The following is a 23,493-nucleotide window of genomic DNA, read 5'->3' as shown; positions in this document are numbered from 1 at the left end:
TTCAGGAGAAGGAAAGTTGCTCAACGGGCTGCCGCAGCGCCTTGGCCACGGTGTGCTGCGCCTGGGTGAGAGCATCGGCGGAGGGCTCGTGCAGCAGGCGGGTCAGGCCGGGAGCAGGCTGGGTCAGGTCGGCATCCCAGAGGCCGGCTCGGTGCCAGGGGGTCAGGTGGTCCCAGTCGGGCCGGTCGATGATGGGGTAGAGGCAAACGCCCAGCAGGGGAACTCCGGATTTAAGGGCGTGGGCTGCCTCGCGGGCAATCATGTTCAGCCACAATGGGCGGTCCTGGCCGGGGTGGCTGGTTTCGGTGAGTACTACCGGGCGGCCATAGCGGCGGTAGGCTTGCCGCAGCAAATGACTCAGGGGCCGGAAGCGCGAGTCGTTAAAATCGTTGGCCCAGGGTAGGGTTTGGTGGGGCTCCAGCTGCCACTGGTTGTCGTAGTAGAAATTAAACCCGAGCAGGTCCAGGTACTCTGGGCGGCCGCCTAGCTCCGGGCACAGGCGCCCGGCCAGCATATCCACGCTCTGAAATTGATTCAGGTGAAACTCCCGGGCGCGACGCGTTTCGGCAGGGCCAGCACCGTGGCGGGGCACAATGTTGATCAGAGGTTCCGTGGTCAGAATCCGAATGCCGGGGTCGGCCTCGCGCAGGGCGGCTACACCTTCAATGTAGGCCCGCATCAGCCCGCGCTTCACTTCCCAGCCTTGGCCCACGCAATAAGGTGAGGTGCCCCGCACATCACCGCCCAGCCAACTCATGAAGCTTACTTCGTTGATGGGCGTCACGATAAGAACATCGTGGGGGCGCTGGCTGCGGTAAAACTCCACAAAGGCCCGGCACAGGTGCGCAAAGCGGCGGGCAAACATGGGGTGCAGCGGGGTCAGGTCGTCGGGGTAGCCGAAGTGGCACAAGTCCCAGACCTGCTGGATGCCGTTGCGCTGGCCCGCGTCCAGCAGCACTTGCACCGTGCTCCAGTCATACTGGTAGGGAGTGCGCTCTACCTGGCTCCAGCGGATGCCTTCGCGCACGGTGCCCAGATTAAAGGAGCGCACGGCCTGGTAGTCGTCGTCGAGGAGTTGGAGGTGGCCGGTGAGCGTGAGAAAATCGACGCGGTTGCCGAAGGCGTTCTGCTGGTCGGTGCATTCAAAACCGGCCATCCAGAAAGATTGAAAGGGGGAGGTAGCGAGGAAGTCGTGTGGCATAGCAGCAGGAAAGGAGAGAACGAAGTCCTGGCAGCGCCAGCCGCCAAGACGAGAGCAACCCTTAGAGTTAGGCCGAGGTAGGACCGGGTGGCAGCGGGGTACGCTGCTGGCCGGCCAAACCGTGGGCCTCAATAAAGATGCGCTTGAACTCCGGATACGTGGCCCGGATTTTATCTTGAAGCTCGTCTACGGTTTTTTCAACCTCAACGGCCGACAAATGGTCGTGGAAATCAACGTCTAGGGCCAGTATCACGTCTTGGGGGCCGAGGTACATGGTCAGGGGCCGGCGAGTTTGCTCAACCCCGGCCTGCTGCCGCACCAGTGCTTCCAAGGCATCCAGGGTTTCCTCTTCTACCCCTTCGCCCACAAGCAGGCCCTTGGTTTTGTAGATGAGGAACACGGCCACGGAAACCAGCAGCACCCCGATGCAGATGGAAGCGGCCCCATCAAAGTAAGGATTCTGGAACATGTGTCCGAAGTACACCCCAGCCAGGGCAATAACCAATCCTAGCAGGGCTGCGGAGTCCTCCATCAGAATGGCAAATACCGACGGATCCTTGCTGCGCCCCAGGGTAGCCCAGAAGCCCGCCTCGCCGCGGCTTTTGTTGAACTCGCGGAAAGCCAGAAAGAAGGAAATGCCTTCAAAAGCCAGTGAAAGGCCTAGTACCCAGTAGTTCCAGGTGGCATCGGTGATGGGGGCCGGGTGCTTGATGTGCGCAATGCCCTCGTAGAATGACATGCCCCCGCCCACGGAAAACACCAGAATGGCCACAATCAGCGACCAGAAATACAGCTCTTTGCTGCGGCCGAAAGGGTGGCGAGCATTGGCGGGCTTCTGGGCCTGGTGCACCCCAAACAAAATTAGCAGCCCGTTGCCACTGTCTACAAGGGAGTGAATACCTTCCGAAAGCATGGCCGAGCTACCAGTAAAGAAGGCCGCTACAAACTTGCTGATGGCAATGGCGACATTAGCCCCAATGGCACCGTAAATGGCAATTTTAGACGAGGACTGGGATGCCATGTGGTAGAGCTAGGGCACAGGATAAAAACAACGAGCAAAAAGGGAAGCCCCCGTATAGTGGCCGTAGTGGGTGGTCGTAGCGCCGGCGGCCAGCACGAAGATGCGGCTAAATTCTTGGCCACTACGGCCAGCCACCAGCCGCCGGCCCCCTACTGTTCAGGCTACTACAACGGGGCCTCTAAGTGGCGGTACAGTGCATGTGAAGCGTGGTGACTGAGCCAGTGGTACGAAACCCGGCAAACCCAGGTTGGATGAGCCCGCCGGCTGGCTGCGGCTGGGTCCGGTTCGTAGGTGCATGAACAATCGGGGCTTCTGCGGATTGTACAGCTTCAACTCGTTTCCTATGGATCAGCCTCCCTCTACCCCCGCACCAGCTTCGGCCCCGGCCCCGCCTACCCTGCACCGGCGGTTGGGGCTGGTGCAGGCTACGGCCCTGAACATGATTGATATGGTGGGTATTGGGCCCTTCGTGACGCTGCCGCTGGTCATGGGATTCATGGGACCTAACTTTCTGCTGGCCTGGCTGGTAGGCGCGGCTCTGAGCCTGGTGGATGGGCTAATCTGGAGTGAGCTGGGGGCGGCCTACCCCGAAGCCGGCGGCTCCTACCGCTTCCTGAAGCTGGCCTACGGGGAGCAGAAGTGGGGCCGGCTTATGTCGTTTCTCTACGTGTGGCAGACTTTGGTGCAGGCGCCGCTGGTAGTGGCCTCCGGAGCCATCGGCTTTGCCCAGTACTTCGGCTACCTCGTGCCCCTCACCGAGTGGTGGCAGCCCAAGCTGGTATCGGGCGGGGTGGTTTTGCTGCTGCTGGCTCTGCTCTACCGCAAGATTGAGGATATCGGGCGGTTAGGGGTGCTGTTGTGGCTGGGCGTGCTCGGACTCATGGGCTGGCTGATTCTGGGCGGGGTGACGCACGCTACCCACCCAGTAGCCTGGCTGCCGGCCGGTGGGCTGGGGGCGCTGCCCGGAGTCCTGCTTTCCGCCGCCATGGGCCAGGCCACGGTCAAAACCATTTACAGCTACCTAGGCTACTACAACGTCTGCCACTTGGGCGGCGAGGTCCGGGAGCCCCACAAAATCATTCCGCGCAGCATTTTCTTGAGCATTCTCGGAATTATGGCCCTCTACCTGCTCCTGAACTGGAGCGTGGGCTCCGTAATTCCGTGGGCCGAAGCCAGCCGTTCGGAGTTCATTGTCAGCACGTTTGTGGAGCGGATTTACGGCGCTACGGCGGCCAAAGCGGCTACGGCCCTGGTGCTGTGGGTGGCATTTGCTTCCTTGTTCGCCGTGCTGCTGGGCTACTCGCGCATTCCCTACGCCGCGGCCGCCGACGGCGAGTTTCTGCCCATTTTCGCCCGCACTCATCCTACCAAGCATTTCCCCCACGTTTCCTTGCTGCTGCTGGGTGGGGTAGGGTTTGTGTTCAGCCTGCTTTTTAAGCTGGGCGAAGTCATCAGTGCCATCCTGGCCATGCGGATTCTGGTGCAGTTTGTGGGGCAGGCCGTAGGGCTGGTACTACTGCGTCGGCGGCGCGGCACCCAGGGGCTACCCTTCCGAATGCCCTTGTATCCGCTGCCCGTACTTGTGGCCGTAGCCGTGTGGCTGTGGGTATTCCTGAGCATTCAAGACGGAATCAGGCTCACCCTGTCCCAAACGGTCACGCTGTTTTTGCCTTTCCAGGTGGGGGCCTTGCTGATGATGGCGGTAGGGGTAGGCGTGTTCCTACTCTGGAGCCGTCAGCTCAGGCGCTGGCCGTTTAAGAAGTGAGTTTTCCCGAGTGTACCCCAACCACTACCACGTCGGCCCGGCTCATAGGCGGAACATGCAAGTAGGGTGGCTTGCTTATCCCCGCAGAATAGTGCCCGGAGGATGGTACTGAAAACCAAATAAGGGCCAAACTCCGGGCAATGTACGCTAGCTTACCCCACCCATTTCTCGTAGCAGAAGAACCGTAGCCCCGGCCGGAAAGCCAGCGTGATTTCGCCGGCGTAGCGGTAGCCCAGCCGCGGAAACAGCCGTTGCGTGGCCTGATTTTCGGAGTTGGTATCTACGCGCAGCACGCGCAGACCGTAGGCAAGGGCCAGCCGTTCGGCCTGCTCCAGCAACGCTACGGCCAGCCCGTGGCCCTGAGCGGCGGGGTCGACAGCTAGGCGGTGAGTTACCAGGGCCGGCTCCGCAAAATCCCAGTCGGCTTGGGCGTATTCGGCATCTTGGTCGTTGTGGGTGAGGGCCGCAACGGCCGCTACTGCGCCGTGTAACTCAGCTACCCACAAGTGGCCCCGAGCAATGTCCTGCTGAAACACCTGCTCATTCGGGTAATCGGCGCTCCATTGCTGGTTACCGCCGGCCTGCATCAGCGGCACTACTCGCCGGATAAGAGCCAGAATAGCAGGGACATCGGAAGAGGTAGCAAGCCGAAGCGTTGGCATAAGGAACGTGAATGTTGAGTGAAGACATAAAAAAAGCGGAACAAGCCGAGCCCATTCCGCTTTTCTAAGCATTAGAGTGCTAACCCCGGCGCAGTACCTCGGCGGCTTCTTTGGCGAAGTACGTCAGAATGGCGTCGGCCCCGGCCCGCTTGATGCTGGTCAGCACTTCCATCATGGTTTTCTCCCCATCAAGCCAGCCCTGCTGAGCGGCTGCTTTCACCATAGCGTACTCCCCCGATACATTGTAAGCCGTGACGGGCAGCTGGGTGTTGTTGCGCACCTCCCGAATGACATCGAGGTAGCTTAGGGCGGGCTTAATCATCACCATATCAGCGCCTTCCTGCTCATCAAGTGCCAGCTCAACCAGGGCTTCCCGGCGGTTGGCGTAGTTCATCTGGTAGGTTTTCTTGTCGCCTTTCTTGGGGGCCGAATCCAGGGCGTCGCGGAAAGGGCCGTAAAAAGCCGAGGCGTACTTGGCCGTGTAGCTCATGATGCTCACGTGCGAAAACGCGTTGCTGTCCAGCACCTCCCGAATCCAGGCCACGCGGCCGTCCATCATGTCGGAGGGGCCAATAATGTCGGCACCGGCCCGGGCCTGAGCTAGGGCCATCTGACCCAGCACCTCTAGGGAAGCGTCGTTGAGAATCTCGCCCGAGTCGGGGTCCACGATGCCGTCGTGGCCGTCGCTGGAATAGGGGTCCATGGCTACGTCGGTCATCAGCACTACCTCTGGAAACTGCCGCTTAATCTCGGCTACGGTTTTGAGGTAAAGACCTTCCATGTTGGCCGACTCGCGGGCCAGCCGGTCCTTTAGCACCTCGTTCACCTGCGGAAACGGCGCGAAGCTCTTGATACCTAGCTCCACGCACTGACCAATTTCATCGATAACCCGATCAACCGAAAACCGATGAATACCCGGCATCGACTTGATGGCCACCTGCTGGTTCTGTCCCTCGGTGATGAAAATGGGGTAAATAAAATCGTGGGTTGTAAGGCGGGTTTCCTGCACCATGTCGCGAATAACCTGGGACTTACGGTTGCGGCGCGGGCGGTGCGTAGGCAAAATAGGCATGGGTAGCTTTCAGTTATCAGTGAGGTAGACGGGGTAGAACAACCGCGGCAAAGGTAAGGTTGCGGAATTGGCAGATCAGGCTACCACTGGTTCACAAAACCTAGGAAGCCCAGCACTACGGCTGCCAGGCCTGCCACGGCTACCATAATGCCAGCAGTAGAACCGATAAAGGCACCCACAATCAGGCCTATAACTCCTCCAACCACTAGCAGTAAAAAGGTGCCGGCGTTTGGCCCAAAGTGCAGTTCGCGCGGGCTCCGGTAGTGAAACGACGGTTTCGGCTGCTGGCGGTGCTGAGCAGCATCCGTGCGGGTATGGCTGGTGGCTGCGGAAGCTGGCCGCCGCTTGGCTGCCGGGCGTGGTTGTTTGTTTCGGCTCCGGGCTGAGGACCGCCAGTCAGGCCCTACCGGTAGGCTCAGGCGGGCCACCTTCGCGGCGGGTGGCGAGGCTGTGCCAACCGGAACCTCCGGTTTTGCTACCACGGGAGCTGGCCTGAACTGAAACCCAGTCCTTTCGCTTCGGCAACCCGTGACCAAAGCACCAGCAAGGAATAGCAGGATGCCCTTACCGTACGCCATAATTTGTGCAGTATGTGGTGGTTACATGTTGAAAAACTCCTGAAAAATCTCCAGCCACGCGTGTTTGCCACCTAGGCCCAGCACCAGAAAGTAGTAGCCCAGAACAACAATCAGCGCCCCTACACCTAGCCCCAGCCAGCCGCCCAGCAGCAGCCCCGTTACTACCCCAGCCGCTATCAGCAACCCACCCAGCAGCAGATGCCACGTGTCGCGCCTGTCCGGAAGCTGTGCCTGGGGCCGGGCCGTAGTTTCCTGGGATTGATGGCGACGAAGTAGTTGACGGTGAAGCTGTTGAGGTGGCTGTGGCAGGTGAGCCAGTTGCTGCGTTTTCGGGCGGGCCGGGGTAGCAACGGAGGCCGTAGGGGTGGGTTCCAGCGGGGCAGGGGCCGGTGCCGGTGCCGGAGAGGGAGTAGTGGGAGAGGGGACAGAAATGGGGGCCGGAGCAACGCTGGGAGGAGTAGGTCGGAATTGAAAGGCTACCTGTTCGCTGCGGCAGCTAGTGGCCAGCAGCGCAATTGCCGCCCAGCCGCGGCACCATCGGAATACATGCATGGCCCAAGGTAAAACAAACGCCGCGCCGGGCCGCATTTTCGGGCTCCCGGAAGCCAGCTGGCCGAAAACACCACCGCCGCGGCCCCGCCCACTTTGGACTGGACCACGGCGGCGTGGTGTGTGAAAATCAGGGTGAAACGTCAGCGGGAAACCCGCTCCCGGCTTACTGCTGGCGGAAGGCAGCGGCTTCGGCGGCCGTTACCTGCACCCGAGTGGCCTGCGGGCCCTGGGAGTCGTGTAGCAGCAGTACCGTGGTAGCCGTGTCAGCGGAAAACGACATTACCGGACCCAAATGCCGGGCCTGAAAAGCCGAGCGACTCGTCTGGCAGCTGCTTGCTAGCATTGACACCAAACCACACAACAGAAGCAACCGACGAGTACGCATAACGAGTAGATGTTGAAGTAGTAATGAGTCAAAATTACTACCTCGTCTAGCCCCCTGCTGGCATCCTCGGCTAATCTGCGGCCATGCCCCGCCAGAAGCGCGGTTTCGTCGGTGGGCGTGGCCGCTGGCCCGCCACTTAGCTGGCTGAAGCTGCTGCTCCTTGGTGGCTGGCCTGCCGCCGCAGCCGGAAGGCCAGTATCGCTAATAGAATCCCGAAGGCAAATGCGTAAGCCCCCACCCACCAGGCAATAACCAGGGCGCCCGCAATGGGCCTCGTCATCAGTATCAATCCGAACAGTACCGAAAGCAAGCCCCCGGCCATCAGCACCCACTCCCCGGTTATGTGCTTGCGCAGCCGAATGGCCGAGCCGATCTGGAGCAGCCCGGTTACCAGGGCCCAGATGGCTACCACGTACAGAAGCACCAGGGAGGTAAGATCGGGCCAGGCTAAAGTCACGGCCCCAGCAACCAAACTGACGGCCCCTTCTAGAACCAGGGCCCACCAGCGCGGTTGGTTGCGCCCCCCGCGGAAGGCCGTGATTAGGGTGAGCACCCCATTCACCAGGCAGTATGCCCCGAACAAGGTTATCAGCACCAGTAAGGTCAGGCCGGGCATCAGGAAAGTAAGCAAGCCGAATAGCACGGCCGACAGTCCGCGCAGGGCCATTACCCACCAGTTTGAATACATAACTGATTGTAGCATAGCTGCTAGTCGTAAAGTTTGGAAGATTGCTCCAGCATACTCCCGCGGCCAACTCCGTGTTGCGGCCGTGCCGACCAACGCACCCAAATTCAGTATTTCCCGGTAAGGCTGCTCCGTTTTTGTGCGGAGCAACCGGGTAATACGTACGGCAAGCAAGCCCCATACTACGCCAAAGCGGGGCCCCTACTCAGGGACCCCGCTTGTAAAAGGATACTGCAGCAAAATGGCAAACCAGCCTTCCGATTAGGAAAAGGATAAGCCAGCGTACCGGGTTCAAGTATGGCAACCTAACCGGCGTGGACAGTAAGGGTGTTTGAGCTAAAAAAGAACGTCAGGCTGATTATTCTGCGCATCATGCAGAGACGAAGCATCTCGCGGGCTGACAGTAGCATGCGAAATGTTTTACTGTGCTCAGCCTGACGACCTGTGTTAATCCAAAGTTTTTACTCTTCATAGAGCTTAGAACTCCCGGATTACCTGCTCAATAATGTCGCAGGCTTCGTGGAGCTGTTCCTCGGTAATAACCAGGGGTGGGGCAAACCGAATGATGTCGCCGTGGGTAGGCTTGGCGAGCACGCCGCGCTCCATCAAGGTCACGCACACGTCCCAGGCCGTGCGGCCGTCGGGGCGGGGCTTGATAACCACGGCGTTGAGTAGTCCCTTGCCACGTACTAGCTCTACTACCTCGGGGCGCTGCTGCTGCACCCGGCGCATCCGCTCCCGGAATACTTCACCCAGTACGCGGGCGTTTTCGGTGAGCTTTTCCTCCAGCAGCACGTCCAGGGCGGCCCGCAGTACCACGCAGGCCAGCGGATTACCCCCAAACGTAGAGCCGTGCTGCCCGGGCTGAATAGTGAGCATGATTTCGTTGCGAGCCAGCACCGCCGACACCGGCATCACGCCCCCACTCAAGGCCTTGCCCAGAATTAGAATGTCGGCGTGCACACCCTCGTAACACACGGCCAGCAGCTCACCGGTGCGGCCCAGGCCCGTTTGAATTTCATCGGCAATAAACAGCACCTTGTGAGCCTTGCAAATAGCGGCGGCCTGAGCCAAGTAGCCCTCCGAAGGTACCATGACGCCGGCCTCACCCTGAATGGGCTCCACTAGGAAGCCGCACACGTGCGGGTCTTTCACGGCTTCTTCCAGGGCCGCCAAATCATCGTAGGGTACTACCTGGTAGCCGGGCGTGTAGGGGCCGAAGCCACCAGTGGAGTCCGGATCGGTGCTAAAGGAGATGATACCCGTGGTGCGGCCGTGGAAGTTGTGCTCGGCCACCAGAATGCGGGCCTGATTCGGGGCAATACCTTTTTCCTGGTAGCCCCACTTGCGGGCCAGCTTCAGGGCAGTTTCTACGGCCTCGGCCCCGGAGTTCATCAGCAGGGCTTTATCGTAGTTAAACAGTTCACAAAGCTGCTTTTCGGCCGGGCCCAATTGGTCGTTGAAGAAGGCGCGGGAAGTAAGCGTCAGCTTCTGAGCCTGTTCCGTGAGGGCGCCAATGATGCGCGGGTGACAGTGGCCCTGATTTACGGCCGAGTACGCCGACAAGAAGTCGTAATAATGCTTGCCTTCCACGTCCCAGAGGTGCACGCCCTCGCCCCGGGCCAACACCACGGGCAGCGGATGGTAATTGTGAGCCCCATACTGGTCCTCCAGCGCCATAAGCTCCTGGCTGCGGCTGGGCGAGGTGAGTACGTCGGCAGTGGGGTGGGTGGGGGCGGACTGCATAACAAGGGTGGTTTGGGTTAACAGCGGACTTAACTAGTTCAAAACTACGGAAAAAGGCGGGCCCGATACGGAGCTGCCAAGGCAAGCTCGGCCATAACCATTTCCCTGCTTTCAGGAGTAAGAGAAAAGTGCTGCCTTGTAAATTCTTGAAGCTCAACCGTATATACTATCCGGTAGCATTCTAGTTCACTCTCCAACGCAGCTTCCGAAACTATGGCCGCTACTTTCGTACGCCGTCACCCCGTCTGGACTTTTATACTGGCTCTGCTTGTGGTTCTATTGCTGGGCGGCGGCTGGGCCTACTTTTCAACCGATAAGGGCAAGGAACTGTTGCCGACCCTGGAAAATACTTCCCTCTCCGTTAATAATATTACCGCCGACCGTTTGCAGGCTCAGGTAAAGACGGATTTGCGCAACCACATGCCCGTAACCCTGCAAATTGATAGCCTAAGCTACCAGACCCGCGTAGATGGCAAACTGCTGGCTGAGGGTACCAAGGACAAGCCTACCGTCATGCAGGGCAACGCCGTCAGCCACCTGCAGCTTCCCATGTCCGTGGATTTAAGCAACGTCAAGAACACGCTCAAAAACAGCCAACAGGACTGCGTAGACGTGCAAATGACCATGAACCTGTACACCCGCTTACCCGTGGCCGGCCCCCAGAAGATTCCGGTGAACATCACCAAACGGGTGTACCTGCCCAAACTTCCGAAGGTGGAAGTAGCCGACGTAGACGTAAAAGACTTGGGGCTGAAGAACGGTGAAGCCGTTGTCACGCTGAAGGTGACCAATTACAACCCGTTTCCCGTCACGGTTCGGCGCGTGAGCTATGATTTCCGCATCAGTGACGACATGCAGGTGCAGGGCGTGGAGGAAAAGGATGTCTCGTTTCGTAAGCGCGGCACGGAGCTTATGCCCATTCACGTGAAGTTTGAACCCAAGGGGTTACCCAAAGTTGCCTTCAAAACCCTTTTCAAAGCGAAGAAAACCAACTACAAGCTCACCGGCGCGGCCGTAATTGCCGCCGGCCAGCACAACCCCAAGGACATGACCATGCGCTTCAATAGCAGCGGCACGTTGCAGGATTTGAAGAACATTCCGAAGAAAGGCGAGTAAACCGACGGCCGGCGCGGCAAACTACCTAGTCGTGCAGAGTTGCCAGTCGGTCTTCCAGGTCCAAGAATTTGCCGAGGTAGTTGCCTTCCTCCGCGCCGTTGGGCTGCACCAGCACCCAGTCTAGCACGGCAGCTTCCTCGAACTCGGCAGCGGGGCCGGGGGTAGCGCGGCCGTTGGGGTCTAGCCGCAGAATACGGCCGCTGATGCGGCTACCCTGCCACCGCTCAACAAGTATTACCACGGCTTCGGGGGTAGCCGTTTCATTTAGTACTCGGGCCGTGAGGTAGAAGTTAGTGCTGGCCGGTAGGCCGCGCTGGTAGCGCTGCCGCGCTTGGGGCAAGGTGCGACGGGCTTCTTTCAAGGGTAGTTCCGGCAAGGTTTCCGGCGCCTGAGCTAGTTGCTCAACCAGCAGCGCAACACCAGCCGATTCAGAGTGTTGGGCCTGCGCTGCGCCGGTCAGCAGCACAGCCAAAAACAAGGGTAGCAGAGGGCGCATGATGCAGGACAGCCGGCGCCATAAGCCCAAGCGCGGAGTAGACTATATACTCCCAAGGGTAAGAACATGTTTTCAACGGCCGCACTGGCTGAGCCTGCGTATCTTGCGGCTTCACTTCCTGTAATTTCGTGGCCCGTTCCGCTCCCCAACCCCTCCAGCCCGGCGACTATTACCTGACCCCGGAAGGCTATATGGTTTTCACGGAACAGTACCATTTGCGGCGGGGTACCTGCTGCGGCAACGGCTGCCGGCACTGCCCTTGGCAGTTCGGGCGCGACAAAAAGAAGCCCCGTCCGGGCCGGAAAACGGGCTAACCTGCTATTTTTCAGCCCGTGGGTTTGCTTCTGTCAAAATACTTCGGATATTTGCGTCCCTTTTTCTAGCATTGAAACCTCTAAGCTCCTGATATCATGGCCCGAGTTTGTGATCTGACCGGCAAGCGTACCCGCGTAGGCAACAACGTTTCGCACGCCAACAACAAGACCAAGCGCAAGTTCTACCCGAACCTGCAGAAGAAGCGTTTCTACATCCCGGAGCAAGACGCCTGGGTTACGCTCAAAGTTGCCGCCAGCACCATCCGTACCATCAACAAGAACGGCATCATGTCGGTCCTGAAGAAGGCCAAGGAGCAAGGCTTCATCGTGTACTAGTTTCTTCGGAAACCAGTAGCCTTTTAGCGCGAAGCTTCCGCCACGCGCAGATTCAGAGTATTTCCTTGTTTGGAAGTTCTCGGTTCTGCGGGTAGCGGAAGCTTCGCGCTGTTGTATAGCAATAGGTAGCAGGTGCCGTATTCCGGGCTGGCATAGGTGCTGCTTTTTTCGGAAGTTGCAGTATATCTGGTCCGCACCCTGCCTCTCGTGGGTAACTCCAGGGACCCAACTCCTCGCTATGCCTATCTCGCTGCTGCCCAAGCCCGCTCATCTTCTCCTGCTCGCGGGCCTGCTCCTAGCGGCTCCCTCGGCCCAGGCCCAGCGCGCCGCCGGCCCCGACCGCCCGGCCGATTTTCTGTCGCCCTCATTTCACAAGCAGCGGCGGGAGTTGCTGCGCCAAGCTTTGCCGGCCGGCTCAGTAGCGGTGCTATTTGCCGCCCCGGTGCGCAACCGCGCCAACGACGTCGATTTCACCTACCACCAGAGTCCCGATTTTTACTACTTGACTGGCTATACTGAGCCGGACGCGGTACTGGTGCTGTTCAAGGAGCCACAGACCGTTAAAGGGCAAGCAGGCGTTACGGAAGCCCTGTTCGTGCAACCCCGCGACCCCCAAGCCGAACAGTGGACTGGCCGTCGGCTGGGCACGGAGGGCGCCAAGCAGCAGCTACAGGTGCAGTTTGTAGCCGATAACAAGGAGTTTGCAACCGCCGGCATTGGGTGGGCTGGCTTCGCCCACATCATGTACTCGCCCCTGGCCACGGACGTGCGCGACGACAGCCGGGACCCCGCCGACCTATACAACCTTCTCGCCTCGTTTCGGCAGCAGGCCGCCCTCCCTGCCGATGTAAACCCCGTCGTGGCGGAGGCTCAGCAGCTTATTCAGCAGCGTGGCCTGACGGGTGCGGCGCGGCTGGTCCCTTACCTCCAGAACCTAACCCAAACTCAGCCCGCTCTAGCCCAGGATGCCTACGTGCAAGGGTACCTGAACGCCAAAACCGACGCCGAGCGCCAGAAAGCTGTGGCTAACCGCCCCGCCAGCCGCTTCGACACGCAAGTGCTTGATGCGGCGCTGGCCCAGTTGCGGGAAGTAAAAACCCCCGAGGAACTTGTCCTCCTGCGCCGGGCCGTGCGCATTAGCGCCGTGGGCCAGCAGGAGGTAATGAAGGCAACCCGTCCTGAAATGGGCGAAATGGAGCTGCAAGGCGTGCACGAGTACGTGTACAAAAAGTACGGGGCCGAGTTCGAGGGCTACCCCAGCATTGTGGGGGCTGGTGGCAACGCCTGCATTCTGCACTACACCGAAAACGACAAGCCCCAAGTAAAAAACGACCTGCTGCTGATGGATTGCGGCGCCGAATACCACGGCTATACTGCTGATGTTACGCGCACTATTCCGCCCTCCGGCAAATTCAGCCCGGCCCAGCGCCAGATTTACGAGTTGGTGCTGGCCGCTCAAGAAGCTGGATTTGCTGCCTGCAAGCCCGGCAATGAGTTTCAAGCTCCCAACAAGGCTGCCCAGCAGGTAGTAGCGGAAGGGCTACTTCGGTTAGGTATTATCAAGAAGCCGGAGGAAGCCCGCAAGTACTTTCCACACGGCACCAGCCACTACCTAGGCCTCGATGTGCATGATTCCGGTACTTATGGTCCGTTGCGCGCAGGTAGCGTAATCACTGTGGAACCAGGTATTTACATCCCCGAAGGCAGCCCCTGTGACAAGAAGTGGTGGAACATCGGTGTGCGCATCGAGGACGACGTACTAATTACGACCATGGGCTACGAAAATCTCTCGCGGGAAGCCCCGCGTACCGTGGCAGAAGTAGAAAGCTTAATGGCCAAGCCCAGCGCTTTGGATGATTTCACGCTGCCTGCACTCAAGTAGGAGCCAGTCGGATAAGGGCCGAGCACAGTTTTGCGGGGAATGTCACTGACTGTTTGGCAATTCCAAAAAGGGTCGTACCTTTGCAGTCCTTAATACCAAAAAAACCCCGTCGAGATGGCTAAGAAAGGCAACCGGGTGCAGGTAATCCTTGAATGCACTGAGCATAAGAACTCGGGGCAGCCGGGCACCTCGCGCTACATCACCACCAAGAATCGTAAGAACACTCCTGAGCGCATTGAACTGAAGAAGTTCAACTCCGTGCTCAAGAAGATGACCGTTCACAAGGAAATCAAGTAATCTGAGCAATGGCTAAGAAAGTAGTAGCTACCCTGAAAACTGCCGGCGGCAAGGACTGGGCGAAAGTTATCCGTGCTGTGAAATCGGAGAAAACCGGCGCTTACACCTTCAAAGAGGAAATGGTGCCCGTTGATAAAGTGCAGGAATACATCGCCACTGGCGTTAAGTAATCCGGCGCCCCCGTGGCATTCCGACCGAAGTGAAGAAGTCCCGCCACCGTGGGACTTTTTTGCGTTCTAGCACGAAGCTCCAGCTTTGTGCCGCTGAACCGCTGCCGCTGAGTTTCTAAAAGCTCGGCAAGCCGTTCAGCCTCAGCAACGATGCGCGAAGCTGGAGCTTCGCCCTACATCCTGACCGCATGGGACTTTTCGATTTTTTCAAGAAGGACAAGGAAAGCAAGGAGCAGCAGCAGGCCCTCGATGAAGGGCTGCAGAAAACTAAAACCAGCTTCTTCGATCAGCTCAGCAAAGCCGTGGTGGGTAAAAGCACCGTGGATGAGGCCGTACTCGACGACCTGGAAACCCTGCTGGTGCATGCCGATGTCGGGATTGATACCACCGTGAAGGTGATTGACCGCATCGAAAAGCGCGTGGCCCGCGACAAATACGTGAGCACCTCCGAGCTGGACCGCATCCTGCGCGAGGAAATTGCCGATTTGCTGGACCGCAACAGCAGCGCCACGGGCTCCCGCGCCATCCTTGATCGGCCCGATAACACTGGTCAGCCCTTCGTGATTATGGTGGTAGGCGTAAATGGCGTGGGCAAAACCACCACCATCGGCAAGCTGGCCCACCGCTTCCACTCGGCGGGCAAGAAGGTAGTGCTGGGCGCTGCCGATACCTTCCGGGCTGCCGCCGTGGACCAGCTCATCATCTGGGGGCAGCGGGTAGGCGTGCCGGTTATTTCGCACGGCATGAACACTGACCCCGCCTCCGTGGCCTATGACGCCGTGAAGAAAGGCGTGGAAATGCAAGCCGATGTAGTCATTATTGACACGGCCGGTCGCCTGCACAACAAGGTGAACCTGATGAACGAGCTCAGCAAGATCAAGCGGGTGATGCAGAAGGTGATTCCGGATGCGCCCCACGAAGTCCTGCTCGTGCTCGATGGTAGTACCGGCCAAAATGCCTTCCTGCAAGCCAAGGAGTTTACCAAAGCCACCGAGGTATCGGCCCTGGCCATTACCAAGCTCGACGGCACGGCTAAAGGCGGCGTGGTCATCGGTATTTCCGATCAGCTGCAGGTACCAGTGCGCTACATCGGGGTAGGCGAGAAGATGACTGATTTGCAGCTTTTCGACCGCCACACCTTCGTAAACTCACTGTTCAAGAAGTAGAAGATTCCCTGGGTGCCCTTGTAACAAAAAGCCCGCCTGTGCTTTCGCAGGCGGGCTTTTTGTTTTCGCGGCATAGATTAAGCACTCGTACTAAAACCGTACATCAAACCGCCCTTCCGTGACGCGAACTTGCTTGCGAGTCGTTTGATTAGTCCCAACAAAATGAAATCGACCCGACAGGATTCGTTGCGTGGCATCAAAGCGGGTAATCGTAAGCTCTCCTTCGTCGGAATCTAGTTTCTGATGTTTACCTCCTTCGGCATAAAAGGCGTGTACCGTGCCTTTGCTGTTTTTAAACGCATACGTTTTACCTTCCTCGACCAACAGACTATCCGTGGTGATGCTCACTGCCTTGATCGGGGTTGCCTTCCAGTCTGCTGCTGGAATATTCAAGTAACAGCCCCCCTGTGGCCCGGTGCCCAGATTGACGTATTGCACGTATAGGCCCTCTTGGCCTTGTCCATTGCGCGGCGTGAAGACGTGACCATCTACTTTGCAGCCGAAGGTCATGGCCCCGGTCGTAGTTTCGGGTGGAAGCTGCGGCTCGACTTCTTTCTTCTTGCACTGCGCCAGCAGCAAAGCTGAACCTAGCAGGGGTAGCAAACCCAGGCGCGGATACGATCCAAGGAATGAGGTAAACATAAAATAAAGCACCAAGCAAAATAGAGGTAGTAAGATAGGAAAGAAACCTTACGGGTAGGAAAAGGCGTTGCGGGCTGCGTACCTTTGCGGTCCGATTTTCCCTACGGGCCGTAGCGGGCAACTTTCTCAGCTAGAAAGTCTTGTCCGGCCGCCTGTTCACTGATTCGCGAAGCAAAACTTCGCGCTACACTCTATGAAAGTAAGAAGCCAACAGGCCAATAAAGTCAACGTTATTACCCTGGGCTGCTCCAAAAACCTCGTCGATTCGGAGGTGATGATGGGCCAGCTCCGCGCCAACCAGTTTGAGGTAACGCACGAAGCCGACACGAGCGACGCCAACATCGTCATTATCAACACCTGCGGCTTTATTGACAACGCCAAGCAGGAGAGCATTGACACTATTCTGCGCTACGCCGACGAGAAGGAAGCCGGCCGCCTGGAAAAACTCTACGTGACGGGCTGCCTGTCGCAGCGCTACAAGGATGACCTGGAAAAGGAAATTCCGCAGGTGGATGCCTACTTCGGCACCCTGGAATTGCCCCAACTGATGAAAAAGCTGGAAGCCGACTACAAGCACGAGCTGGTGGGTGAGCGGCTGCTGACGACCCCCGCCCACTACGCCTACTTCAAGATTGCCGAAGGCTGTAACCGTCCGTGCTCGTTCTGCGCCATTCCGCTCATGCGCGGCAAGCACCAGGACCGCCCCATCGAGGACCTCGTGAAGGAAGCGAAGCGCTTGGCTTCCATGGGTACGAAGGAGTTGATTCTGATTGCCCAAGATTTGACCTACTACGGCCTGCAGCACTACGGCGAACGGAAGCTAGCCGACCTGATGCGCCACCTTTCCGATGTAAACGGCATCGACTGGATCCGGCTGCAGTACGCCTACCCCTCCCAGTTCCCCATGGATGCCCTAGACGTGATGAACGAGCGGGAGAACATCTGCAAGTACTTGGATATGCCCCTGCAGCACGTTTCCGATAACATGCTGAAAACCATGCGACGGGGCATCAGCAAGCGCCGCACCGTGGAGCTAGTGGACACCATCCGCCAGCGCGTGCCCGACATTGCCCTGCGCACGACCCTTATTGCCGGCCACCCCGGCGAAACCCAGCAGGACTTCGAGGAGCTGTACCGTTTCGTGGAGGATACTCGCTTTGACCGCCTGGGCATCTTCACGTATTCCCACGAGGACAACACCCACTCCTACACCCTCGAGGACAACGTGCCCGCCGAGGAAAAGCAGCACCGTGCCGACCAGATCATGGAGCTGCAGCAGGGGATTTCCATGGAGCTGAACGAGGAAAAAGTAGGCCAGACCCATAAAGTTCTCTTCGACCGGAAGGAAAGTGGCTACTTCGTGGGTCGGACCCAGTTCGATTCGCCTGAAGTAGATAACGAAGTGCTGGTGCCTGCCACCAAAGACACCTACGTGCGCCTCGGCGACTTCGCCCAAGTGCAGATAACCGAGGCGTCTGACTTTGACCTGTATGGCAAGCTGATCTAGAAAATTTGAGAGCTTCTTATCTGAAACCCTACCCCAGCATGCTGGGGTGGGGTTTTTTGTATCCGCTTTGCAAGCAGTGAGGGTGCAGCTTATCGGGTAGCATAGCACGCTAGTATTCTCTCCCGTCTGCTGCAAGGGCGCGCCCTGATTCTAAACGTGGATACGCTTTGGGTTTTGCAGTAAACAGGGTTCGGGACTGCTTAAAAGTGCCGCCAGCGGGGAGTCGACAGGGCTAAAATCTGCGGGTCCGGGAAATTGCCAGTTACTTTGTGGACGCTGGCCGGTTATAGCCGAATATTTCTCCCTCCGTATGTCCGTCACGACCCTACGTTACGCCGATACCGGCGCGTTTTCTTCCCTGCTGACCGATTACCTGGCCCGGCACGAAGCCCTGGCTCCGTTTTATCACCGCTTCCCGGCCCTCGATGAATTTGCGGCGCAGATAGAGGAAAAGCGCGCTTCCTATACGCCCGAGGCGCGGCAACGGCTGGTAGACGCCTTGCGGGCGCAGTACGCTACGCTACCTACCGTGCATCCCGCCGTGCAAGCCAACCTCGACTTGCTCCGCCAGGAAACGACGTTCACCGTCACTACCGGCCACCAGCTCAACCTGCTCACTGGGCCCTTGTACTTTGTGTACAAGATTGTTACGGCAGTGAAATTGAGTCGGCAGCTCAAGGAAAAATATCCGCAGTACGACTTCGTGCCCCTGTACTGGATGGCTACGGAGGACCACGATTTCGCTGAAATCAACCACTTTAACCTGTTCGGCAAAAAGTACGAATGGAACGCCGCCGAAACCGGTGGGCCGGTAGGCCGGCTGAAGCTGGACGGTATGAAGGAAGCCTTGCTCGACCATTTGCCCGCCGATGTGCCGGCCCTATTTCGCCAGGCGTACGAAGAAGCCGACACCTTAGCCGCCGCTACCCGCCGACTCACCCACGACCTATTCGGCGAGCTGGGTCTGGTAAGCCTGGATGCCGATACGCCAGCCCTGAAGCAAGCGTTGGTACCCGTGCTCGAAAAAGAAGTTGAGGCGCAGGCTTCTCACCGCGCCGTACAGCAGGCCAACGCCCGGCTGGAAGCGGCCGGCTACAAGCCCCAGGTGTACTCGCGCCCGCTTAACCTGTTCTTCCTCACCGACACCGGCAAGCGGGAGCGGCTGGAGTACGATGCTGCCCAGGACTGCGCCCAGATTACGGTACGCAATACAGAGCGTTGCCACAGCCAGGCCGAGCTGTTGGAGCTGGTGCGGCAGCACCCGGAGCAGTTCAGCCCCAATGTAGTACTGCGCCCACTCTACCAGGAACTGTTGCTACCCAACCTCTGCTACATTGGCGGCGGGGCCGAAGTAGCGTACTGGTTTCAACTAAAAGGGGTGTTTGAAGAAAATGGCGTGCCCTTTCCCATTCTGCTACCCCGCAACTCGGCCCAGTACGTGGGCAAGGCTAGCGCCGGCAAATTGCGCAAGCTGGGCTTGACCTCCACGGACATTTTCCGGCCGCTGCCGGAGCTGAAAAAACAAGTAGGTGCCACGTTGGGGCAAGAAGAAGTCAGCCTGCAGGAGCAACAAAAGCAGCTAGCCGCTGCCTTCCAAGCCGTGTCGGCCCTGGCCCAGCGCCTCGACCCCACGCTAGTGAAAACGGTAGCCGCCGAGCAGCAAAAGGTAACGGGCATCGTAGCGGGGCTGGAGAAGCGCTTGAGCAAAGCCGCCGAAGCCAAGCACGAAACGGCCTACAATCAGCTCACGGCCCTCAAAGACAAGCTCATGCCCGGCGGCCACCTGCAGGAGCGCACCGACAACGTGCTGAGCATCCTGATTAACAACCCGCAGTTTATTCAGCAGCTGGTGGAAGCTTTCGACCCGCTGGCTCTGGAGTTTACGGTGTTGGAAGAGGAGTAGGGTTGAACTGGCCCGAAACAGAGAGTATTTCCAACGACCCGCCTCATGTTGAAGCGGGCCGTTCCCTGTAAAAAGCAAGTGAGCCATGCTGAAAGCCGACCTCCGCCGCGAGGCCCTAGCACGCCGCCGCGAGTTACCCCCGCAGGAGTTGGCCCGCCGTAGCGAAGCGCTGTGGCAGCAGCTACGTCAAGCATTTCCCCTGCAAGCCTGGCAGTGGCTGCATGTATTCCTACCTATTCCTCGGCAGCAGGAGCCCGATACGTGGCCGTTACTTCGGCAGCTGTGGGCTGAGCTGCCGACGTTACGGATAGCCGTGCCGGTAGTCCAGTCCGACGGTCAAACGCTGCGCCATCATCATCTTACGCCCGAGACGCAGCTACGCACTAACCGCTGGGGAATCTCGGAGCCGGTTGGGGCCGAAGAAGTGCAGCCGGCCCAGCTTGATGCCGTACTGATTCCCCTGCTGGCCTTCGACGAAACCGGCCACCGCGTGGGCTACGGCAAAGGCTTCTACGACCGATTTCTGCTGGAATGCCGCCCCGACGCGCTACGGATTGGGGTAGGCCTGGAGCCACCCGTGCCCCGCATCCTGGACGTTTGGGAAGGCGATACGCGCCTGCACGCCTGCCTCACGCCGGAGCGAGTGTGGCGATTTACGTAGGTGAAAGTAACTACCGAGAGCGATGGAGGCGCCAAAAGGTTATGCCCGACCAGATTACGACTCCAAGCAAAAATGCTTGCACTACCCACCCCGCCTTCACTAAGCGGCTTACCGCAGGAGCAGTTGTTTGGGCGGTTTGCAGCAGCCAAGAAGCAGGATGGAAATAACTGAGCATTGCCCACCTGAAGAGCAGCAGAGCGCTACCAACGCTACAAGCTAAAGCCACCGTTGCGCTTTTAACTACCTGCCGCCGGATGAAATGGAGGAGCAATGTGAAAAGCAGCAGGAGCAGAAAAGAGCACAGTTGACTAGCATAACTGCCCACAAGAAAGTAGGTGTTATGCATCTGTACATCGAGGGTGGGCTGCCAAAGCAAACGTGGACCAACAAGCGTCAGCCACAGCACCAGCCAAACGGCTAACGCCGTGGCGAAAGAGTACAAGAAACGGGTCATCTGAAGTGCCGCCAGGTTGGCCACTATACAGCAAGGTAGCGAAGTAAGAAGCGCAATGGGTACGTGTGAAAAGCAGCCTGCCTGTGGAGCTGACAATAACGCGCAGCAGTATAGCGTTAACTGAATACAACCTTATCCACTCAATCACTACTCTGTTATGGCCGAGATTCAAGCATCACCCGTAACCCGTGGCGGCAAACCCCGCGCGAAGAAAATTGCCTTTCGTCTCGACATGACACCCATGGTCGACTTGGCTTTTCTGCTGCTTACCTTCTTCATGCTGACAACTACCTTTAACAAGCCGACGGTAATGGACTTGGCCATGCCCGTAAAGCCGGATGTTGATGAGCCTGATTCCGCAGTGCCAACGAAAAAGGCATTGACCTTGATTTTGGGCAAGAACAGCCAAGTGCATTACTTTTTCGGGCTGAACACGCCAGCAGGTACGCCCAACGAGCCGCGCCCTACTCTGTACACCACCAATTTTAGTGATGCTGGCCTGCGCCAAGTACTTCTAAAACGCCAACGCCAGCAGCCTGCCCCTGTAATTCTGATTAAAACCAGCGAGGGTGCCAAATATCATGACCTGATAGATGCCCTGGATGAAATGAACATCACAGACCAGAAAAAATATGCCCTGGTAGAAATGGAGCGGGCCGATGAGGATTTGCTCCGCAGCAGTAATCTGTAGCCAGCGCCTACTGAGCGCCTTTTGAACTGATTGTCTAGCATAACCTTAAAGCAACATCGCCCGAACCTACATATAGGTCCGGGCGATGTTGCTTTACTTTTTGAGGGTAGTTGGGGCTACGGAATGAAGCGTAGGCTCGGCAGAGGTCGTAGTTTTTTTACGGGTAGCCTTAGGCTGAGTAGCCTGGCGCTGAGCGGCCAGCACCACGGACAAGTTGGATAGGTTGACTTTCATGCGGTAGAAAATGGAATGGATACAGCAACATGCAATAGGGTAGGTAGGGTAGGAAGAATGATAGCGCGACTTTAGGTCAGCAATATAATAAAGCAAGGTAATATATGAATAGTGGAGGGTACTATTCCGGGCTCGTTTCAACCTTGGTGATGCGGGCTTGCCCCCAGGGGGCTATGCTGACTTGCACCCGCAGGCTCTGGCGCTGCTCTAGTTTCCGGCCCATGTCCTCGGGCACGTAATACCGCTCTAGGCCGTAGCGCAACCGAATGCCGCGCCGCCATACATCCTGCACGGAGCCCCGCAGCACGGCTTGGCGCCCCACTGTGGCGGGCTTCTCGGGAAAAAGGCCGGTGGCTTCGTAGGTGCCATCAGGTTGGGGCTCTAGCAGTACGTAGGCTGCATCGTGGCGGCGGGGCATGGCTGAGCCCCGCCACAGGCTGCCGGGCAGCTCGCTCACATGGTAGCGCAGGTTTACGTAGTCGCCGTACAGCAGGTCGCGTGGGTCTACGGGTCGGGTGCGCAGCACCACGGTGCGCCCCAGAGCGGCAGTAGCGTAGCCAGCAGCAGCTACCCCTAACACGAACACCACCTGAGCCAGCACCAGCCACCGCATTCCGCGCCGCCGGCTACCCTCCGACAGTTCCAGTAGGGGCGTTGTGCTTCCTTGGAGGGAAGGAGCGGCAGAGTGCGCCGCAGTAGGAGTAGGGTGGCTCATGGCTTGGTAGGGCTTGATGAGGAAAAAGTGCGGGCCGCGCGGCGCCGCAGCCACCAGCTCAGCCCCAGTAGCAGTAGTCCCCCCAGCAGGAAAAACACCGACTTGTCAATAAAGCCCCAAGTCAGCTTAAAGTACGCCACAGCCGTGGTCAGGATAAACAGAACAGTGCCTAGAGTCACGCGGTCCTGATTTTGCTCCTGGTGGGCCCGCAGCAGTACCGCCCCAGAGTAGGCATAGAGCACTACCAGCGTGGCCACGGCTAAAGCCAGCCCGCCGGTAAAGTAAAACCCCGGCAGTAGCAGTAACCAGTCGGTGAGGCTGCCCAGGCGGCCCCGCCGCCGCTTGCCCAGCACCGAAAGCGCCAGCACGCTGCCCAAAGCCGCCACGTAAGGTAGCAGCGGCGCCCGCAGCTGCCCGGCGTAAAAATCCGATTCGCCAAACAAGGCCAGCCCCAGGGTGAACAGGAAAGCCGCTACCAGCGGGGGGCCCTGCAAGGCCCGCCCCGCCGGCCGGTCGGGCTGCCAGTCGCCGAAGGCATACACCAGCATGGCGGGAATAAAAAACCAGGTGATTTTTACGTGCAAATGACTGATGAGCAGAGCGGCCTGCCAGAGCAAGCCCGTGGCCAGCACTCCGCCTAGCAGGGCATCGGGGCGGCGCCACCAGTAGTAGCCCAGGCCCAACGCCGTGCCCGCGGCCGTGAGGTAGCTGAAGGCCCCGAGCTGTCCTGTGTTGTAGCCCTGCACAATGCCGCTGATAATGGCCGTCATCAGGAACAGCAGGCGGCTGCGGTACAGCCACGTTAGGCCCATGCCCGCCACGGCCCAGGCTAGCAAGCCCGTGAGGTCGTAGCCGATCAGTTGGTAAAGCTGGCTGGTCAGCACAATACTGGCCCCGAATAGAATTAGCCCCAAGGCCAACAGGCCCATGCCCAGGTTGTCGTTGCCGCGCCGCCGGAAATACTCGCCCCCGGCGTAGGCCCCGCACAAAGCCCCGAGCAGCAGCCCCAGCCGTACCAGCTCCGGCAAGCCTTGCCAGTTGGCCGCTACTACGCTCAGGGCACTCAGGCCAACTAGTAGGCTGCCCAGTAGGGGTAGCAGGCCAATAGCAGCCGTATCAATGGGGTAAAGGGCGAGCAGCTGCTCCCGCTGCGTCTCCGTGATAATACCCTTTTGCACCCATTCCTGCCCGTCGGTTTCTAACAGTTTGCGACTCATAGTAGAGGCAACTTACGCAGGATGC

General features: G+C 58.7%; 26 protein-coding genes. 12 read left to right on the top strand and 14 right to left on the bottom strand.

Going from position 1 to position 23,493, the window contains the following annotated elements; all coding sequences use genetic code 11:
• Position 1: 1 nt before the first annotated feature.
• Together MWH26_RS16835 and MWH26_RS16830 are read right to left on the bottom strand one after the other, a co-directional pair.
• Positions 2-1,201: a glycoside hydrolase family 1 protein gene (locus MWH26_RS16835; RefSeq protein WP_247975182.1), complete on the bottom strand. Its 1,200-nt coding sequence runs from the start codon at positions 1,199-1,201 to the stop codon at positions 2-4.
• Between the two features lie 67 nt (positions 1,202-1,268).
• Positions 1,269-2,222: a cation diffusion facilitator family transporter gene (locus MWH26_RS16830; protein ID WP_247975181.1), complete on the bottom strand. Its 954-nt coding sequence runs from the start codon at positions 2,220-2,222 to the stop codon at positions 1,269-1,271.
• Positions 2,223-2,565: 343 nt separating this feature from the next.
• Here MWH26_RS16830 and MWH26_RS16825 point away from each other — a divergent pair, with 343 nt between their 5' ends.
• Entirely contained in the window at positions 2,566-3,987 is a 1,422-nt protein-coding gene (locus tag MWH26_RS16825) for an APC family permease (protein ID WP_247975180.1), read from the top strand.
• Positions 3,988-4,139: 152 nt separating this feature from the next.
• Here MWH26_RS16825 and MWH26_RS16820 read toward each other — a convergent pair whose 3' ends face one another.
• The 7 genes from MWH26_RS16820 to rocD form a co-directional block, all read right to left on the bottom strand.
• Positions 4,140-4,649, bottom strand: a complete 510-nt coding sequence (locus MWH26_RS16820) for a GNAT family N-acetyltransferase (RefSeq protein ID WP_247975179.1) — start codon at positions 4,647-4,649, stop codon at positions 4,140-4,142.
• A 79-nt stretch (positions 4,650-4,728) separates the two neighbouring features.
• Entirely contained in the window at positions 4,729-5,721 is a 993-nt protein-coding gene (gene hemB / locus MWH26_RS16815) for a porphobilinogen synthase (RefSeq protein WP_247975178.1), read from the bottom strand.
• A gap of 80 nt (positions 5,722-5,801) precedes the next feature.
• Positions 5,802-6,203 carry a hypothetical protein gene (locus MWH26_RS16810; RefSeq protein WP_247975177.1) on the bottom strand — a complete coding sequence of 134 codons (402 nt, stop codon included), beginning with the start codon at positions 6,201-6,203 and terminating at the stop codon, positions 5,802-5,804.
• Positions 6,204-6,320: 117 nt separating this feature from the next.
• On the bottom strand, positions 6,321-6,851 hold the full coding sequence (locus MWH26_RS16805; protein ID WP_247975176.1) for a hypothetical protein: 531 nt from the start codon (positions 6,849-6,851) through the stop codon (positions 6,321-6,323).
• A gap of 163 nt (positions 6,852-7,014) precedes the next feature.
• The gene (locus MWH26_RS16800) at positions 7,015-7,236 is read right to left on the bottom strand and encodes a hypothetical protein (RefSeq protein ID WP_244698066.1); all 222 of its coding nucleotides are present in this window, start codon (positions 7,234-7,236) and stop codon (positions 7,015-7,017) included.
• Positions 7,237-7,372: 136 nt separating this feature from the next.
• Positions 7,373-7,939, bottom strand: a complete 567-nt coding sequence (locus MWH26_RS16795) for an HdeD family acid-resistance protein (protein WP_247975175.1) — start codon at positions 7,937-7,939, stop codon at positions 7,373-7,375.
• A 459-nt stretch (positions 7,940-8,398) separates the two neighbouring features.
• Complete coding sequence (gene rocD / locus MWH26_RS16790; RefSeq protein WP_244698064.1) at positions 8,399-9,667, bottom strand: ornithine--oxo-acid transaminase; 1,269 nt, start codon at positions 9,665-9,667, stop codon at positions 8,399-8,401.
• 213 nt (positions 9,668-9,880) lie between these two features.
• Between rocD and MWH26_RS16785 the strand changes: the two genes are divergently transcribed.
• Complete coding sequence (locus MWH26_RS16785) at positions 9,881-10,783, top strand: LEA/WHy family protein (RefSeq protein WP_247975174.1); 903 nt, start codon at positions 9,881-9,883, stop codon at positions 10,781-10,783.
• Between the two features lie 25 nt (positions 10,784-10,808).
• On the opposite strand, the gene MWH26_RS16780 is transcribed toward MWH26_RS16785, so the two are convergent.
• Complete coding sequence (locus MWH26_RS16780; protein WP_247975173.1) at positions 10,809-11,279, bottom strand: hypothetical protein; 471 nt, start codon at positions 11,277-11,279, stop codon at positions 10,809-10,811.
• A 128-nt stretch (positions 11,280-11,407) separates the two neighbouring features.
• Between MWH26_RS16780 and MWH26_RS16775 the strand changes: the two genes are divergently transcribed.
• The 6 genes from MWH26_RS16775 to ftsY all read left to right on the top strand — a co-directional run bounded on the left by MWH26_RS16775 (position 11,408) and on the right by ftsY (position 15,444).
• The gene (locus MWH26_RS16775) at positions 11,408-11,593 is read left to right on the top strand and encodes a C1orf53 family protein (RefSeq protein WP_247975172.1); all 186 of its coding nucleotides are present in this window, start codon (positions 11,408-11,410) and stop codon (positions 11,591-11,593) included.
• A gap of 96 nt (positions 11,594-11,689) precedes the next feature.
• Positions 11,690-11,929: a 50S ribosomal protein L28 gene (rpmB, locus tag MWH26_RS16770; protein WP_110976335.1), complete on the top strand. Its 240-nt coding sequence runs from the start codon at positions 11,690-11,692 to the stop codon at positions 11,927-11,929.
• Positions 11,930-12,167: 238 nt separating this feature from the next.
• Entirely contained in the window at positions 12,168-13,811 is a 1,644-nt protein-coding gene (locus tag MWH26_RS16765; RefSeq protein WP_247975171.1) for an aminopeptidase P family protein, read from the top strand.
• A gap of 114 nt (positions 13,812-13,925) precedes the next feature.
• On the top strand, positions 13,926-14,108 hold the full coding sequence (rpmG, locus tag MWH26_RS16760; RefSeq protein WP_044510387.1) for a 50S ribosomal protein L33: 183 nt from the start codon (positions 13,926-13,928) through the stop codon (positions 14,106-14,108).
• Positions 14,109-14,116: 8 nt separating this feature from the next.
• Positions 14,117-14,278, top strand: coding sequence for a DUF4295 domain-containing protein (locus MWH26_RS16755; RefSeq protein WP_244698047.1), 162 nt, complete (start codon positions 14,117-14,119; stop codon positions 14,276-14,278).
• 188 nt (positions 14,279-14,466) lie between these two features.
• The gene (gene ftsY, locus MWH26_RS16750) at positions 14,467-15,444 is read left to right on the top strand and encodes a signal recognition particle-docking protein FtsY (protein ID WP_247975170.1); all 978 of its coding nucleotides are present in this window, start codon (positions 14,467-14,469) and stop codon (positions 15,442-15,444) included.
• Between the two features lie 90 nt (positions 15,445-15,534).
• Here the strand turns inward: ftsY and MWH26_RS16745 are convergent, their stop codons facing one another.
• Positions 15,535-16,098 (bottom strand): Riean_0653 family protein, encoded by a 564-nt coding sequence (locus tag MWH26_RS16745; RefSeq protein WP_247977103.1) that lies wholly within the window; start codon positions 16,096-16,098, stop codon positions 15,535-15,537.
• Positions 16,099-16,279: 181 nt separating this feature from the next.
• On the opposite strand from MWH26_RS16745, the gene rimO reads away from it, so the two are divergent.
• From rimO to MWH26_RS16725, 4 genes are all read left to right on the top strand, one after another.
• Complete coding sequence (gene rimO / locus MWH26_RS16740) at positions 16,280-17,593, top strand: 30S ribosomal protein S12 methylthiotransferase RimO (protein WP_244698042.1); 1,314 nt, start codon at positions 16,280-16,282, stop codon at positions 17,591-17,593.
• 310 nt (positions 17,594-17,903) lie between these two features.
• Positions 17,904-19,496 carry a bacillithiol biosynthesis cysteine-adding enzyme BshC gene (gene bshC, locus MWH26_RS16735; RefSeq protein WP_247975169.1) on the top strand — a complete coding sequence of 531 codons (1,593 nt, stop codon included), beginning with the start codon at positions 17,904-17,906 and terminating at the stop codon, positions 19,494-19,496.
• Between the two features lie 85 nt (positions 19,497-19,581).
• On the top strand, positions 19,582-20,157 hold the full coding sequence (locus MWH26_RS16730) for a 5-formyltetrahydrofolate cyclo-ligase (protein WP_247975168.1): 576 nt from the start codon (positions 19,582-19,584) through the stop codon (positions 20,155-20,157).
• 611 nt (positions 20,158-20,768) lie between these two features.
• Positions 20,769-21,302 carry an ExbD/TolR family protein gene (locus tag MWH26_RS16725; protein ID WP_247975167.1) on the top strand — a complete coding sequence of 178 codons (534 nt, stop codon included), beginning with the start codon at positions 20,769-20,771 and terminating at the stop codon, positions 21,300-21,302.
• A gap of 93 nt (positions 21,303-21,395) precedes the next feature.
• Here MWH26_RS16725 and MWH26_RS16720 read toward each other — a convergent pair whose 3' ends face one another.
• The 3 genes from MWH26_RS16720 to MWH26_RS16710 form a co-directional block, all read right to left on the bottom strand.
• On the bottom strand, positions 21,396-21,536 hold the full coding sequence (locus MWH26_RS16720; protein ID WP_244698034.1) for a hypothetical protein: 141 nt from the start codon (positions 21,534-21,536) through the stop codon (positions 21,396-21,398).
• A gap of 121 nt (positions 21,537-21,657) precedes the next feature.
• Positions 21,658-22,251 carry a GDYXXLXY domain-containing protein gene (locus MWH26_RS16715; protein ID WP_247975166.1) on the bottom strand — a complete coding sequence of 198 codons (594 nt, stop codon included), beginning with the start codon at positions 22,249-22,251 and terminating at the stop codon, positions 21,658-21,660.
• Positions 22,248-23,468 carry a DUF2157 domain-containing protein gene (locus MWH26_RS16710; protein WP_247975165.1) on the bottom strand — a complete coding sequence of 407 codons (1,221 nt, stop codon included), beginning with the start codon at positions 23,466-23,468 and terminating at the stop codon, positions 22,248-22,250. The genes MWH26_RS16715 and MWH26_RS16710 overlap by 4 nt, the downstream gene beginning before the upstream one ends.
• Between the last annotated feature and the right edge of the window lie 25 nt (positions 23,469-23,493).

Origin of the sequence: Hymenobacter sublimis (genome assembly GCF_023101345.1) — a bacterium.
In the GTDB taxonomy this organism is placed as follows: Bacteria; Bacteroidota; Bacteroidia; order Cytophagales; family Hymenobacteraceae; genus Hymenobacter; species Hymenobacter sublimis.
This window is presented reverse-complemented; position numbering and strand designations above follow the sequence as displayed.